This window comes from Nocardia violaceofusca NBRC 14427 (assembly GCF_963869435.1).
Classification (GTDB): domain Bacteria; phylum Actinomycetota; class Actinomycetes; order Mycobacteriales; family Mycobacteriaceae; genus Nocardia; species Nocardia aobensis.
Genome location: NZ_CAWMPM010000028.1, coordinates 33,690 through 46,853, shown reverse-complemented (window position 1 = coordinate 46,853; position 13,164 = coordinate 33,690). Strand labels below are relative to the sequence as shown.

Below are 13,164 nucleotides of genomic sequence, written 5' to 3'. Positions count from 1 at the left end.
GCATGCCTCTGCATGACAAGCCTCACAGGCTCCACAGAGCGGGCTCAGAAAGCTCGGGAAGAATCGGTTGCCATGACCACTCCGGACACCGCGGTACCCGCTCCCGCACCGGCGGGTGAACCCCGACGCCGCAACGGGCGGCGCATAGCACTGATCGTCGGACTCGTCGTGCTGCTCGCACTGGTCGGCACCGCGGCGGGCGCCGAAACCTATCTGCGGCACAAGAATCAGCAGTGCATGGCCTCCCAGGTCGAGAAGGAGCTGGGATCGAAGGTCGATGTGGGATTCGGGCCGAAGCCGTTGCTGTTCACCGCTGTCGACCACAAGGTCCAATACATCACCGTCGACAGCGACGACGCCAAGTTCGGCCCGGCCGTGGACATGAAGGTGCACGCCAAGCTCAACGACATCACCCTGCTCGACGGCGGGCGGGGCGGCGCGAAGGTCGGCAGCAGCTCCGCCGACGCGACCTGGAGCAACGAGGGCATCGCCCAGACCCTCAGCGGTCTCGTCTCCGGCGTGGAATCGGATCCGGCCGGCGGCACCCTGGACCTGAAGGTCCTGGGCGGGATCGCCGATCTGAAGGTTCAGCCGCACATCGTCGACGGCAAGATCGAGGTCAGCACGCAGTCGGCGTCACTGCTCGGGCTGGGGCTGCCCACCGACCTGGTCGACAGCATCGTCGGTTCGATGACGCAGAGCCTGCAGAACTACCCGCTGGGTATGCAGCCGACCAGCATGAAGGTCACCGACAACGGGATCTCGGTGTCGTTGCGCGGCGGGCCGACCACCCTGCAGGGCGGTGGCGACACGGAGATCCGCTGCTGATCGCGGGCCTACTCCGGGAAACCGGCGAGGACATCCGCCGATCGGGACAACCCCAGCCGGGTCGCACCGGCGGCGATCAGTTCGGCGGCCGCGGCGGCGGTACGAATGCCGCCGCTGGCCTTGATGCCGAGCCGCCCGCCCACGGTCTCGTGCATCAACCGGACGGCTCGCACCTCGGCTCCGCCCGCGGGGTGGAATCCGGTGGAGGTCTTCACGAAGTCGGCGCCGGCGCGTTCGGCGGCGCGGCACACCTCGACGATCGCCGCGTCGGACAGCGCCGCGGATTCCATGATCACCTTGAGTAGCGCCCGGTCCTCGACCGCCTCGCGCACGGTGACGATATCGGCGAGCACCGCGTTGTAGTCCCCCGCGATCGCCGCGCCGACGTCGATCACCATGTCGACTTCGGCCGCGCCCTGCTCTACCGCGAATCGAGCCTCGGTGCCCTTCACCAGGGAGTGGTGTTTACCCGAGGGGAAGCCTGCGACCGTGGCGACGGCCAGCCCGGGAGCGGTCACCGGCAGCATCGACGGCGACAGGCACACCGCGTAGACGCCCAGGGCGCGAGCCTCGGCGATGGTGTTCGCGACATCGGCGGCGGTCGCCTCGGGGGCCAGCAGCGTGTGATCGATCATCGCGGCGACCTGGGCACGGGTGTAGGCGGTGGGGGCGGTGTCGGACATGAGGACCAAGTCTGGCACAGCACGCGAATTCGACCACCCCGGACCGGCTTTGCGGCCCGCCGCCCGGGTGCCGTGATCGAACTGCGCGCGACCTGCGAGGATCGTGCGCATGAGTGGCACCGTGTCAGCCGATGATCGGCGTTTCGTCCTGAGCCTGGGCTGTCCCGACCGACCGGGCATCATCGCCCGCATCACTTCGTTCATCGCCGAATTCGGCGGGTCGATCGTGGAGGCCGGTTATCACTCCGATCCCGACACCGGCTGGTTCTTCACCCGCCAGGCCATCGCGGCGGCGACCGTGCCGTTCGGCATCGATGAGTTGCGCGAGCGGTTCACCGTCGTCGCCGCCGAACTGGGCCCGCAGACCGACTGGCAACTGCTGGATTCCGGGCGGCGCCGCCGCGCCGTCCTGCTGGTCAGCCGCGACGGGCACTGCCTGCACGATCTGCTCGGGCGGGCCGCCAGCGGTGAGTTGCCGGCCACCATCGAAGCGGTGATCGGCAACCATCCGGATCTGGGCGAGATGACCCGCGCGCACGGTATTCCGTTCCACCACGTGCCCTTTCCCGCCGATCCGGCCGAACGCGGCCCCGCCTTCGAGCAGGTACGCGAACTCACCGACGCCCACGATCCGCACGCGGTGGTGCTGGCTCGGTTCATGCAGGTGCTGCCGGCCGACCTGTGCGAGCACTGGGCCGGGCGGGCGCTGAACATCCATCACAGCTTCCTGCCCTCGTTCGTGGGGGCGCGCCCCTACCATCAGGCCTTCGCGCGCGGCGTGAAGCTGATCGGCGCGACCTGTCATTACGTCACCGCCGACCTGGATGCGGGACCGATCATCGAACAGGACGTCAGCCGCATCGACCATGCCGACACCGTGCGCGACATGGTCCGGCAGGGCCGTGACATCGAACGGGTGGTGCTGGCGCGCGGACTGCGCTGGCATCTGGAGGGGCGAGTGCTGGTGCACGGGCGGCGCACCGTCGTCTTCTCCTAGCGGGGCCTTCTCGTCACGCGGCGGGCCAAGACCGGGCGCCCTTGACCGGCCTTGGCGGACAACACGATTCAGCATCGTGTTGCCGTCCTCGCCGCGCGGAGCCGGCAGTGCGGCTCCGCTACGACAGGTCTGGTGGCGACTTCCCGATCCGAACGTGGGTCACCAGGATGCACCCGCGCCGCGAGTACGTCCAGCCCCGGCGGGCCGTCGCGGGGCGCTCAGCCCGCCACCGCACGGCGGCCGAAGCGAGTGACCTCGATCAATCGGCGCAGTTCGGCGTTGAACTCCGCGCTCGCTTCGATATTCGCCAGATGTCCGGTGGCCAGGACCGAATAGCGATCCAGATTTCCCGCCGCGGCGAGCTCGTCGGCGATCTTGCGCGACATACTCTCCGGCAGCAGATTGTCGTAGGCGCCGGCCATGACGCTGGTGGGAATGCACAGATTCGCTGCGGCGCCGTGGATTTCGAGTTCGATCAGCGCCACGGCGTACTTCGCCCGCACCAGCGGACGGCAGGAGCGCACGATCGAGAGGCCGAAATCCACCTGGTCCGCCGTGGCGTATCGATTCATGATGCGCGCCTTGAAGATTCCGCGCACCGGGGCCCCGGCCGGGAACGGCACGGGCTGACCGAACAGGGCACGTCCCAGCCAGTTGGGGGCCGGGACGATGTCGTTGAAGATGGGGAGCACTCGCGTTTCGGCGGCGATATCGCCCGCCGTCGTGGTCAGCAGCAGGGCCGCGCTCGCGCGCTGCGCCACCTGTTCCGGGTGGAATTTGGCCCAGGCCTGAATCGTGATGCCGCCCATGCTGTGTCCCACCAGCACGGCCTTACGTCCCGCGGGCACCGCCGCGTCCAGGACGGCGCACAGATCGTCGGCAAGCTGTTCGGCGTCGAACCGGCCGGTTCCCAAGGTGCTGTCGCCGTGTCCGCGCTGGTCGAACGCGATGACGCGGTAGTCGCCGGCGAAGGCGTTGATCTGCGGGTTCCAGTACTCGAGACAGCAGGACCAGCCGTGCACGAAGACGATCACATCGCCGTCGGCCGGGCCGTACGCGTGGACGCGCAGCCGGGCACCGTCGGTGGTCGTGACCGAGAGGACCTCGGGGTCGGGTGCGCAGTTCAACTCGGCCGTGCGGTAGGTGCGCGAACGCATCTTCGCGCGATATCCGCCGGTCAGCGCGCCGATGCCGGTCCGCAGATCGGCAACGTTCTCGGGCAGGTTCACCAGCATGAGCACTCCTTTGTGTCCTACCGCACGTTACCGCGCTAGCAACGGTGCTTGCTAGTGCAAGCAGCGAAGAATTTCCGGTTTCGCACTTTTGTCCGGCCAAGCCGGCCATCAGCGCTGCTCGCACCCCCGCGTAGACCGAATACCCATTCCGCCCAACGGCATTCACGTCCGCCGACGCAACGTCCCACTACCCGCATCTATCGCTCGGCGCCACGGAAGTGCTACGCCGAATTCGCCACGTGATTGCCGAACCGGCTAAGCGGTCGCCTCGCGCAGGCGCCGCGCGACGTAGGTTTCGGCCAGTACCTCGGCGAGTTCGTCGTTGAACGCCTCGTATGCCTCGACGTTGCCCAGGTGGCCGGTCGGCAGTTCGACCAGCTTGCGGAACGCGCCGACCGAGCGCAGTTCCTCGGCCAAGCGCTCGGAGTGCACCGGCGGCGTCATATCGTCCGCGGAACCGGCGATCACCGTGGTCGGCACGGTCACGCAGCGGGTACAGCTCTGCAGGGCCAGTTCGGCCAAGAGGAAACCGAATCGCGAACGCACCATCGCCGGGCACGAGCGCACGATCGCCAGCGCGAAGTCGACCACCTCGCCGGTCGACGTCAGACTCATGATCTGGCGGCGGAAGATCCACTTCACCGGCCCGATCGGCGGGAACACCACCGGCAGGCCGAGCCCGAGGCGACCGACCGGGAACGGCAGCGCGAGCGGACCCCGGTTGAATCGCGGGACCACGGTGGTCTCGGCGATCAGGTCGCCCGAGGCGGTATTGGCCAGCACCACCGCATCGGCCCGCGCGGCGACCTGGCGCGGATACCGGCCGGCCCAGGCCTGAATGGTCATCCCGCCGAGACTGTGCCCCACCAGGACCGCGCGCTGACCGGGACGCAGGGTGGCGTCCAGCACGGCCGCGAGATCGTCGGCCAGCAGGTCGGTGGACAGCGGCGCGGTGCCGGATTCGCTTTCGCCGTGACCGCGCTGGTCGTAGGCGATCACGCGGTATTCGCCGGCGAAGGCGTTGATCTGGGGATTCCAGTATTCGATGCAGCAGGTCCAGCCGTGCGCCAGCACGATCGCCTCGCCGTCGGCGGGACCGTAGCTGTGCACGCGCAGCCTGGCGCCGTCGGAGGCGGTCACCGTCGTCACCTCACACGGCACCGCGGGCGGATTCAGTGCGGGCAGGTCGTAGGACCGGGTGCGCAGGGCGGCGCGATGAGCGGACAGCAGCCCGCGGAGACGCTGCGCGATCCCCGCCACCGTGCTGGGCAACGTTGCCTGCATGAGAACACTCCTTTGTGTGTTACTGATCGATACAGTAACCCGAAGGAGTGGGTGCTTGCTAGTGCAAGCGCGGGGACGGTGGGTTCACCAGCGCGGACCGCGCTGGATTTCGTCGACCTTCGGCCGCACATCGGCCAGATAGATGCCCGTGGCGATCACCGCGGCGATCCCCAGCAATCCGACCGGCGTGCGGGCGAGCAGCAGGAAACCGAGGGCGACCGCGAGGATCGAGACCCAGATGGGTTTGGTGAGCTTGTCCACGGCCGTGAACGCGTCGGCACGCTGCCGAATCGCGTGCACCAGCGCGAAGATGGTCGCAGCCATCGCGGCGAGCCAGAGCAGCCACAGGATTGCACTAGTCAGCTGGTACACAGCACCCATGATAGAAGCAACGCCCGCATGCGGCAGTGTGCATGCGGGCGTTGCGGGATCCGGTACGACCCGGATCCGTGTGACGGTTCCGGATTACCCCTCGGCCGGTTTTCTCCTGCGGCCGAATTACTTCTTGGCCGGAGTGGTCTTCTTCGCGGCGGTGGTGGTGGCGGGCTTGGCCGGCGCCTTCTTGGCGGGGGCCTTCTTCGCCGGGGCCTTCTTCGCCGGGGTGGGCTCCTCGGCGGCGGCCTCGGTGGTCACCGCGACGACCTCGGCGTCGACGACCGCGGCGGCCTCGTCGGCCTCCTCGGCCGCTTTGCCCAGAAACCCACGGGCCTGATCGGACACCTTGCTCAGGACGTCCTCGGCGCGAGTGACGACATCGGTGTAGATGCCCTCGACCTTGTCGAAACGCTCGTCGAAGCCGGGGTTGGAACGCAGCCGGTCGACGGTCTCCTCACCGCGCACGGCCAGATCCGAGTACAGATCCACCAGCTGGCGGTAGTACTGGTCGACCAGCTTGCGCAGCTCCTCCGGGGTGAACTTCTCGCGCAGTTCGGCGAGGTCGTCCGGCAGCTCGGAGGGCAGTCCGGTCAAGCGGCCGCGCAGCGTCTCGATCTGGTCCTGCACATCGGCAGGCAGATTCGACAGGCGCTCGCGAGCCTCCTCGACGCGGGAGTTCACATCGACGGTGGCGGCGCGGTCGCGGACACGGTCGACGATGTCGTTGACCGCCGCGTAGAGCGCGTCACCGGCTCCGACGGTCGCGTAGATCGGCTTGGTGACAGTGACGTTGGGCTGGGTCATGGTTGTTCGTTCTCCTGGCGTGGCGAGATTTCGGTAGTACTGCCATCGGTGGCATGGTGCGGAACCTCGTTGTCCCTTGGGCTTTCGGGTGCACCGCCCCTCGGGCTCTCGGGCACACCGCCCCTGCTCCCCCCTGGAACGCCCCCCTCGGATTCCCCCTGAACGGATTCCGAGACGTTCCCTCCGTCGTCGTTCCCACCGTTTTCGCGGCGGAACGACTCGTAGATGTCCAGGAGCACCTGCTTCTGCCGCTCCGTGATGTCGGTATCGGCCAGCAGTGCGTCCCGCACCGGGCTGTGCTCCCTCTGTTCGAGGTAGCCGGCCCGGACGTACAAGACCTCCGAAGACACGCGCAGACCCTTGGCGATCTGCGTGAGTACCTCGGCGGACGGGTTGCGCAATCCGCGCTCGATCTGACTCAGGTACGGATTGCTCACCCCCGCCAGCTGTGCGAGCTGACGCAACGAGACCTGAGCGGCCTCCCGCTGCGCCCGGATGAAGCCTCCGATGTCGTGCGCCGCGTTGGCTACGCGACCCACCCGGTCTCCGGGAACCGCAGACGTCTCTGCGGTTTCCCCCGTGTTCCGATCAGAAACCTCTGGTTCCTGTGCCATCACACTGCTCACCTTCCGGCGGTTGTACGGTCGATTCTAAATGAGGGTGCTAACTCTTGCAAGCACCCCTGTTAGCACTATTTCGGCAAACTTCCGGCAGCGGTTGTCAGAAGCCTGGGAACAGTAAATGCGATACGGCGTAAATCGCCAGGCCGGCAAGTGATCCGACGACGGTGCCGTTGATCCGGATGAATTGCAGATCGCGCCCCGCCTGCAATTCGATCTTGCGACTCGCCTCATCGGCATCCCACCGGGCAACCGTGTCGCTGATCAGGGCCGCGATCTCGGAACCGTAGTTGGCGACGAGATATCTCACACTGCGTTCGACCCAAGCGTCCACTTGTTTTGTGAGTTCGGGTTCGTCGACCAGACGCTGACCCAACTGCTGTACATTCTCCGAGATCTTGCGGCGCAAGGTGCTGCCCGGATCGTCGGCCGATTCCAGGATCATCCGTTTGGCCGCACGCCAGGTCGCGCGCGCCATTCCGGTAATTTCCTCGCGGCCCATGATCTCGGTCTTCACCCGCTCGGCCTTGGCGATCATCGCCTCGTCGTACTGCAGATCGCGGGCGAAATCCTCGAGAAATCGGTTCGCCGCCAATCGCACCTCGTGATCGGGTTGCGAGCGAATCTTCCAGGTGAATTCCACCAATTCCCGGTAGATCTTCTCCGACAGCAGGATATTGGCGAATTTCGGCGCCCACGACGGGGCATCGCGCATGACGATCCGGTCCAGGGTCTCCTGACTCGCCAGCGCCCACTGGTGGGCGCGCTCGGCCAGCAGATCCAGCAGCGGCTCCTGCCGGTTCTCGGCCAGCAGCTCGGCGAGTACCCGCCCGATCGGCGGCCCCCACTGCGGTTCGGCGATGCGCTTGACGATGGTCTGGTCGATCACCTGCTCGACATCGGAGTCGCGCAGCGCGCCGATCACGGCCCGCAGAATGGTCGAGGACTCCTCCGACACCCGCGCGGCGTGCCGGGGATCGGCCATCCACGTCCCCAGCCGCAACGAGATCTGCGCCGAGTTCACCTTCGTCGCCACGGTGTCGGGCGAGAGGAAATTGGTGCGCACGAAATCGCCCAGGCTGGTGCCGAGTTGATCTTTCTTCTTGCGGATGATGGCGGTGTGCGGAATGGGCAGGCCGAGCGGATGCCGGAACAGCGCGGTGACCGCGAACCAGTCCGCCAGCGCGCCGACCATGCCGGCCTCCGAGGCCGCGCGCACATAGCCGACCCAGCTGCCGCCGATATCGCGCGAACCGAGCCAGCAACAGATCAGATAGACGACCGTGGCCGCCGCCAGGAATCCGGTCGCGACCATCTTCATCTTGCGCAGATCGCGTTTCTTCCCGGATTCGTCCATCAGGTCGGCGAACGACGACGGTGGTTCCGGCGCACCGCGGCTCCCGGACCGTGTGGTATTTCCCACTCCCGCCCGGGTATCGGGATGCGCGTTCGCTTCCGCCAGGACGGGGGCGCTGCCGGCAGATTGCTCCATATCCCCATTCTGGCTGGAATATCGGCGCCGCCGACGTGCGCCCGCTCACCCCGCGGTCCGTCGCCGCCTCGGCCGAACGGCACGCGCCGGGGGCGGGCCCGCTCGGCGAACCGGGAACATCACCTCGGCGAAGGACTTAAGCTGGTGGTGCCCATATCCCCGGATCCAGGAGTCCCCTCGAGCATGACCACACATCGTGCCGCGAGCGCTGCCGTCGACACCCCTGCGGTGCGCCCCGGCCGGGTGGACGGTCGCAAGCGGCGCTGGCACCAGCACAAGATCGACCGCCGAGAAGAACTCGTCGACGGCACCCTCGCCGCTATCCGCAATCGCGGCGGCGATGTCGGAATGGACGAGATCGCCGCGGAGATCGGCGTATCCAAAACCGTCCTGTACCGCTACTTCTCGGACAAGTCCGATCTGACCCGCGCCACCATGGAGCGGTTCATCGAGACCACGCTGATGCCGCGGATCTACGAGGCGATCAGCGACGACGCCGACGAATACCAGCTCGTCCGCAACACTCTGGCGGCCTATGTGCATACCGTCGAGGCCGATATCGACGTCTACCGCTTCATCATGGGCAACGGCTCGACCACCGACAAGTCCAGCCTCGCCGATTTCGAGAAGCTGTTCGCCGACGTGGTGTCGGTCGTGGTGCAGACCAAGGCCTTCGATCGCGGCGTCGACACCGAGGGTGTGCTGCTGTATTCCTACGTCATCGTCGGCGGTGTGCAGCTGGCCACCGACTGGTGGATCAGCAATCGCTCGATGTCGGCCGATCGCATGCTCGACCATCTGGCGATGATGGTGTGGAGTGCCATCGAGGGCATGGTCCGCGCGGGTGGTTCGCCGGAGAAGTTCAACGCCGTGCCGCACGAACTTCCCGAGGCCGACCTGGGCTGATTCGCCCGCGAAGGAATCCGTGCTCGCCGTCTCTGGGCCGACGGCTCACGCTTGGTTACGCTGAAGACCGGCCAGGCGGGGCATCAACGGAGGTCATCAATGGCGAAAGAGCTGCCGACGTCGCGGCTGGCGCGGGGGACGAAACTGGGTGTGGCCGTCGCCGGCAACGTCTTACGTGCGCAGAAGACCCGCCGTTCCATGCGCGGACGCTCCGAAGCGGTGCGCGAGCGGATGGCCGAGGAATCGATGATCCGCGCCACCGAGCAGATGGTCATGGTGCTGGGCACCATGAAGGGCGTGGCCATGAAGCTCGGCCAGATGCTCTCGGTGCTGGATCTGGATCTGGTTCCGCCGGAACATCGCGAGCGATTCCAGCGCCGGCTCGCCGTCCTGCGCGACAGCGCGCCGAAGGTTTCCTTCGAGACCATGCGCGGCGTCATCGAGAAGGATTTCGGCCGCACCCTCGAGGAGTTGTTCGCCGAATTCGACGCCGAACCGATCGCGGCGGCCTCGATCGGCCAGGTCTATCGGGCGCGGCTGCACGACGGGCGCGCGGTCGCGGTGAAGGTGCAGTATCCGGGCATCGATACCGCCGTGCGCGCCGACCTGAAGAACCTCGCGATGTTCCGCCGCGTCCTGCAGTCGGCGATGCCGTGGGTGACGCCGGCGGTCCTCGACGAACTGCGCTTGAATCTCGAGAGCGAGCTGGACTACGTGGCCGAAGCGCATACCCAGCGCGAGGTCGCGGAACTGTTCGCCGACCATCCGTTCATCGTGGTACCGGCCACCATGCCCGAACTGTCGAGTACGCACGTGCTGGTCAGCGAGTATTTTCCCGGTCGCGGTTTCGAGGAGATCCGCCGCTTGCCCGAGGCCGAACGCGACCGGGTCGGCGAGATCATCTACCGCTTCTACGTGGGCTCGCTGTTCACCTTCCACGAGTTCTGCGGTGACCCGCATCCGGGCAATCTGCTGCTCGGCGAGGACGGCCGGGTCGCCTTCCTGGATTTCGGGCTGTTCAACCGGATGGACCCCGAACACGTCCGCTTCGAGGCCACCTGTATTCGCGCGGCGGCCGAGGAACGCGCGGAAGATCTGCGCCAGTTGATGATCGACCACGGCATCATCGATTCGCCGGAGGAGATCACCCCCGAGGACTGCCTGGAGTACGTGCTCGCGGCATGTGAGTGGGCGCTGATCGACCAGGATCTGACCATCACCCCCGAATTGGCCAGCGGCGCCTTCGTGCTGGCGGTCGATCCGCGCGCGAGTGAATACGCCGGGATGAAACAGCAGAATCTGCCGCCGGAGCATCTGTTCTCGCGGCGTGCGGATTTCCTGACGTTCGGGGTACTCGGCCAGTTGGAGGCGACCGCGAACTGGCATCGCATCGCCCGCGAGTGGCTCTACGGCGACGATCCGGTGACCGAACTCGGTAAGCAGCATCACGCCTGGCTGGCCCGGCGCGGCCTGCCGCGCAAACCGGCGAAGCGCTCGGCGCCACGCAAGGCCGCCGGCGGAAAACGAACCAGCACAAAGTAATCGGCCACCACGAGAATGGGATGTGCATGACCGACAGGGAATTCGACCTCGTACTGTTCGGCGCGACGGGGTTCGTCGGCCGGCTGACCGCGCAGTATCTGGCCGAGGCCGCGCCCGAGAACGCGCGCATCGCCCTCGCGGGCCGCTCGCCGGAGAAGCTCACCGCGGTGCGCGACGAACTCGGCGGCGCCGCGGCGATCTGGCCGCTGCTGGTCGCCGATTCCTCCGATCAGGCGGCGCTGGACGCGCTGGCGGCGCGGACCAAGGTCGTGGTCACCACCGTCGGCCCGTACCTGCGCTACGGACTGCCACTGGCCCAGGCCTGTGCGAACGCCGGCACCCACTACGCGGATCTGACCGGCGAGCCGCTGTTCATCCGCGAATGTATCGATCGGTTCGGTGAGCGGGCCGCCGAAACCGGCGCGAAGATCGTGAATTCCTGTGGGTACGACTCGATTCCGTCGGATCTGAGCGTGTATCGGCTCTTCCGGCGGTCCGTCGAGGACAACACCGGTGAACTCACCGACACCACGCTGGTGGCCTGGCTCAAGGGCGGCGCCAGCGGCGGCACCATCGATTCCGGGCGGGCGATGATGGAGGCCATCGCCACCGATCCGGCCAAGGGTTCGGTGCTGTCGCACCCGTATTCGCTGAGCCCGGACAAGTCGATGGAACCCGATGTTGGCCGGCAGTCCGACCAGGCTCTCTCGCGGGCCTCGGCCATCGACCCCAGCCTCGACGGCTGGGTCGCCACCTTCGTGATGGCCGCGCACAACACCAAGGTGGTGCGGCGCAGCAACGGCCTGCTGGGCTGGGTGTACGGCAAGAACTTCCGCTACCGCGAGGTGATGAGCGCCGGGAGCTCACCGGCGGCGCCTCTGGTCGCCGCCGGCCTGGCCGGCGGCATCGTCGCCGGCTTGACCGCCGGTGCGCTGCTCTCGCGCGTGTCGGCGGGGCGCCGGCTGCTGGATCGGATCCTGCCGAAGCCGGGGACCGGCCCCGGCGAGGACGCCCGCCGCAGCGGCTGGTTCACCATGAAGACCTTCGCCGACACCACCTCCGGCGCGCGGTACGTCTGCACCTTCGCCGGGCAGGGCGATCCGGGCTATCAGGCCACTTCGGTAATGCTCGGCGAGGCCGGACTGTGCCTGGCCTTCGACGAACTGCCGGAGCTGGCGGGCATCCTCACCCCTGCCTCCGCCATGGGCGATCCGCTCACCGATCGCCTGCGGCGGGCCGGGCTGACCATCGAGGTCGAGCGGGCCTGAACGACGGATTCGCTTGCGGCGCAGGCCCGTTCACAGGTCCTTCGGTCACAGGTCGTCGGGCAGTGAACGGGTCAGCCGCCACAGCGTGTGCACCGCCGCACCGTCGAGCATGCCGACCTCGTCGAAATAGCGCAGCATCGGCTCGGACAGGAAGCTCATCGTCCGCCGGTACTGCGGGCCGGTGAAGGCCGCGGCGAATCCACGCCGGGGGTCGATGCCCACCGCGCGATAGACCTGCGGATTGACGAGCATCGGATACAGCACCAGCGCGAAGTAGGCCAGCAGGAGTTGATGCGGCAGCCGCTGCCACCGCGAACGCCGGGCCATCCCGCGAGCCAGCGCATCGCGAGCGAAGCCGATGTGCCGCGCCTCCTCCAGTACGTGGATACGCATCAACTGCCGCACATGCGGCTGAATTCCGCTGTCCACCATGGCTTCTCGCTGGCCGCGATCGAGAATCTCCTCGATCAGCAGCGTGCCGGCGTAGACGACCGGGCCGATCGGGAAGTGTTCGGCGACGCGCAACTGCATCCGGTTCAGCGCGACCGGCCGATACGGCGGTATTCCGGTCTTGTCGATGAGCCGCGCGAACATGATCGAGTGGCGCGCCTCCTCACTCAGTTCGGTGAGCGCGTACATCGCGTGCTGCGAGGTCGGATCGCGCGCGACGATGCGCAGCAGATACTTGCTGAGCAGTCCCTCGGCGACGATCCCGAACGACAGCAGGCTCACCAGCTCGTGTTTGCCGAGTTCGATGCGCTGCTCGGGGCTGAGGCGATCCCACAGCGGGGTGCCGTAGAGGGAGATCCGGTGTTCGGGCAGCCAGGCCTTGTCCGGCTGCCAGGGCTGCTCCCAGTCGATATCGATATCGGCGTCGTAGAAATGTTCCGCCGACGAGCGAAGCAGCCGCTGGGCCACGCGCTCACGCCCGTCGGAACCGTCCCCCGCGAAATTCTCGATGTGCTGTGCCATCGGCTTCACCGTCCTGCCGCCCGACCGCGGCCCGCGCATTGTGCTCACGTCGGCGCATTTGCCGACCGATGTGAGCGGTGGCACACTCGATATTACCTATTACTCATTGTCACGGCTATAGTGCGGGCAGGGCGCTCTCGCGCAGCTCAGGAAGGTGA

Annotated in this window: 13 protein-coding genes; 5 read left to right on the top strand and 8 right to left on the bottom strand. The window is 67.2% G+C overall.

The genetic code is table 11. The features are described 5' to 3' along the window. Nucleotides 1–72 precede the first annotated feature (72 nt). Nucleotides 73–828 carry an LmeA family phospholipid-binding protein gene (locus tag AC5592_RS23055; protein WP_083871307.1) on the top strand — a complete coding sequence of 252 codons (756 nt, stop codon included), beginning with the start codon at nt 73–75 and terminating at the stop codon, nt 826–828. 8 nt (nt 829–836) lie between these two features. On the opposite strand, the gene deoC is transcribed toward AC5592_RS23055, so the two are convergent. After that, complete coding sequence (deoC, locus tag AC5592_RS23050) at nt 837–1,511, bottom strand: deoxyribose-phosphate aldolase (protein WP_036506096.1); 675 nt, start codon at nt 1,509–1,511, stop codon at nt 837–839. A 109-nt stretch (nt 1,512–1,620) separates the two neighbouring features. On the opposite strand from deoC, the gene purU reads away from it, so the two are divergent. Further along, entirely contained in the window at nt 1,621–2,508 is an 888-nt protein-coding gene (gene purU / locus AC5592_RS23045; protein ID WP_039781213.1) for a formyltetrahydrofolate deformylase, read from the top strand. A 218-nt stretch (nt 2,509–2,726) separates the two neighbouring features. On the opposite strand, the gene AC5592_RS23040 is transcribed toward purU, so the two are convergent. The 6 genes from AC5592_RS23040 to AC5592_RS23015 all read right to left on the bottom strand — a co-directional run bounded on the left by AC5592_RS23040 (nt 2,727) and on the right by AC5592_RS23015 (nt 8,318). After that, the gene (locus AC5592_RS23040; RefSeq protein WP_036506039.1) at nt 2,727–3,743 is read right to left on the bottom strand and encodes an alpha/beta fold hydrolase; all 1,017 of its coding nucleotides are present in this window, start codon (nt 3,741–3,743) and stop codon (nt 2,727–2,729) included. Between the two features lie 255 nt (nt 3,744–3,998). After that, complete coding sequence (locus tag AC5592_RS23035) at nt 3,999–5,027, bottom strand: alpha/beta fold hydrolase (protein WP_063065412.1); 1,029 nt, start codon at nt 5,025–5,027, stop codon at nt 3,999–4,001. An 84-nt stretch (nt 5,028–5,111) separates the two neighbouring features. After that, entirely contained in the window at nt 5,112–5,408 is a 297-nt protein-coding gene (locus tag AC5592_RS23030; RefSeq protein ID WP_030516156.1) for a DUF2516 family protein, read from the bottom strand. Between the two features lie 117 nt (nt 5,409–5,525). Beyond that, nucleotides 5,526–6,206, bottom strand: coding sequence for a hypothetical protein (locus AC5592_RS23025; protein WP_063065411.1), 681 nt, complete (start codon nt 6,204–6,206; stop codon nt 5,526–5,528). Next, nucleotides 6,203–6,820, bottom strand: coding sequence for a helix-turn-helix domain-containing protein (locus tag AC5592_RS23020; protein WP_051025211.1), 618 nt, complete (start codon nt 6,818–6,820; stop codon nt 6,203–6,205). The genes AC5592_RS23025 and AC5592_RS23020 overlap by 4 nt, the downstream gene beginning before the upstream one ends. A gap of 106 nt (nt 6,821–6,926) precedes the next feature. Further along, nucleotides 6,927–8,318 (bottom strand): DUF445 domain-containing protein, encoded by a 1,392-nt coding sequence (locus AC5592_RS23015; protein WP_084507041.1) that lies wholly within the window; start codon nt 8,316–8,318, stop codon nt 6,927–6,929. Nucleotides 8,319–8,501: 183 nt separating this feature from the next. On the opposite strand from AC5592_RS23015, the gene AC5592_RS23010 reads away from it, so the two are divergent. The 3 genes from AC5592_RS23010 to AC5592_RS23000 all read left to right on the top strand — a co-directional run bounded on the left by AC5592_RS23010 (nt 8,502) and on the right by AC5592_RS23000 (nt 12,034). Beyond that, complete coding sequence (locus tag AC5592_RS23010; RefSeq protein ID WP_063002172.1) at nt 8,502–9,224, top strand: TetR/AcrR family transcriptional regulator; 723 nt, start codon at nt 8,502–8,504, stop codon at nt 9,222–9,224. Nucleotides 9,225–9,323: 99 nt separating this feature from the next. Then, nucleotides 9,324–10,766, top strand: a complete 1,443-nt coding sequence (locus tag AC5592_RS23005) for an ABC1 kinase family protein (protein WP_063065410.1) — start codon at nt 9,324–9,326, stop codon at nt 10,764–10,766. Nucleotides 10,767–10,786: 20 nt separating this feature from the next. Next, the gene (locus AC5592_RS23000) at nt 10,787–12,034 is read left to right on the top strand and encodes a saccharopine dehydrogenase family protein (RefSeq protein ID WP_036506106.1); all 1,248 of its coding nucleotides are present in this window, start codon (nt 10,787–10,789) and stop codon (nt 12,032–12,034) included. Nucleotides 12,035–12,079: 45 nt separating this feature from the next. On the opposite strand, the gene AC5592_RS22995 is transcribed toward AC5592_RS23000, so the two are convergent. After that, nucleotides 12,080–13,006 (bottom strand): AurF N-oxygenase family protein, encoded by a 927-nt coding sequence (locus tag AC5592_RS22995; protein WP_063065433.1) that lies wholly within the window; start codon nt 13,004–13,006, stop codon nt 12,080–12,082. Nucleotides 13,007–13,164: the final 158 nt, after the last annotated feature.

Bases quoted from the DNA above. Each gene is read 5' to 3' on its own strand.
- AC5592_RS23005 (WP_063065410.1), top strand. From the start codon at position 9,324: ATGGCGAAAGAGCTGCCGACGTCGCGGCTGGCGCGGGGGACGAAACTG.
- AC5592_RS23035 (WP_063065412.1), bottom strand. From the start codon at position 5,027: ATGCAGGCAACGTTGCCCAGCACGGTGGCGGGGATCGCGCAGCGTCTC.
- AC5592_RS23055 (WP_083871307.1), top strand. From the start codon at position 73: ATGACCACTCCGGACACCGCGGTACCCGCTCCCGCACCGGCGGGTGAA.
- purU (WP_039781213.1), top strand. From the start codon at position 1,621: ATGAGTGGCACCGTGTCAGCCGATGATCGGCGTTTCGTCCTGAGCCTG.
- AC5592_RS23010 (WP_063002172.1), top strand. From the start codon at position 8,502: ATGACCACACATCGTGCCGCGAGCGCTGCCGTCGACACCCCTGCGGTG.
- AC5592_RS23030 (WP_030516156.1), bottom strand. From the start codon at position 5,408: ATGGGTGCTGTGTACCAGCTGACTAGTGCAATCCTGTGGCTGCTCTGG.
- AC5592_RS23015 (WP_084507041.1), bottom strand. From the start codon at position 8,318: ATGGAGCAATCTGCCGGCAGCGCCCCCGTCCTGGCGGAAGCGAACGCG.
- AC5592_RS23025 (WP_063065411.1), bottom strand. From the start codon at position 6,206: ATGACCCAGCCCAACGTCACTGTCACCAAGCCGATCTACGCGACCGTC.
- AC5592_RS23000 (WP_036506106.1), top strand. From the start codon at position 10,787: ATGTGCATGACCGACAGGGAATTCGACCTCGTACTGTTCGGCGCGACG.
- AC5592_RS23020 (WP_051025211.1), bottom strand. From the start codon at position 6,820: ATGGCACAGGAACCAGAGGTTTCTGATCGGAACACGGGGGAAACCGCA.
- deoC (WP_036506096.1), bottom strand. From the start codon at position 1,511: ATGTCCGACACCGCCCCCACCGCCTACACCCGTGCCCAGGTCGCCGCG.
- AC5592_RS23040 (WP_036506039.1), bottom strand. From the start codon at position 3,743: ATGCTGGTGAACCTGCCCGAGAACGTTGCCGATCTGCGGACCGGCATC.
- AC5592_RS22995 (WP_063065433.1), bottom strand. From the start codon at position 13,006: ATGGCACAGCACATCGAGAATTTCGCGGGGGACGGTTCCGACGGGCGT.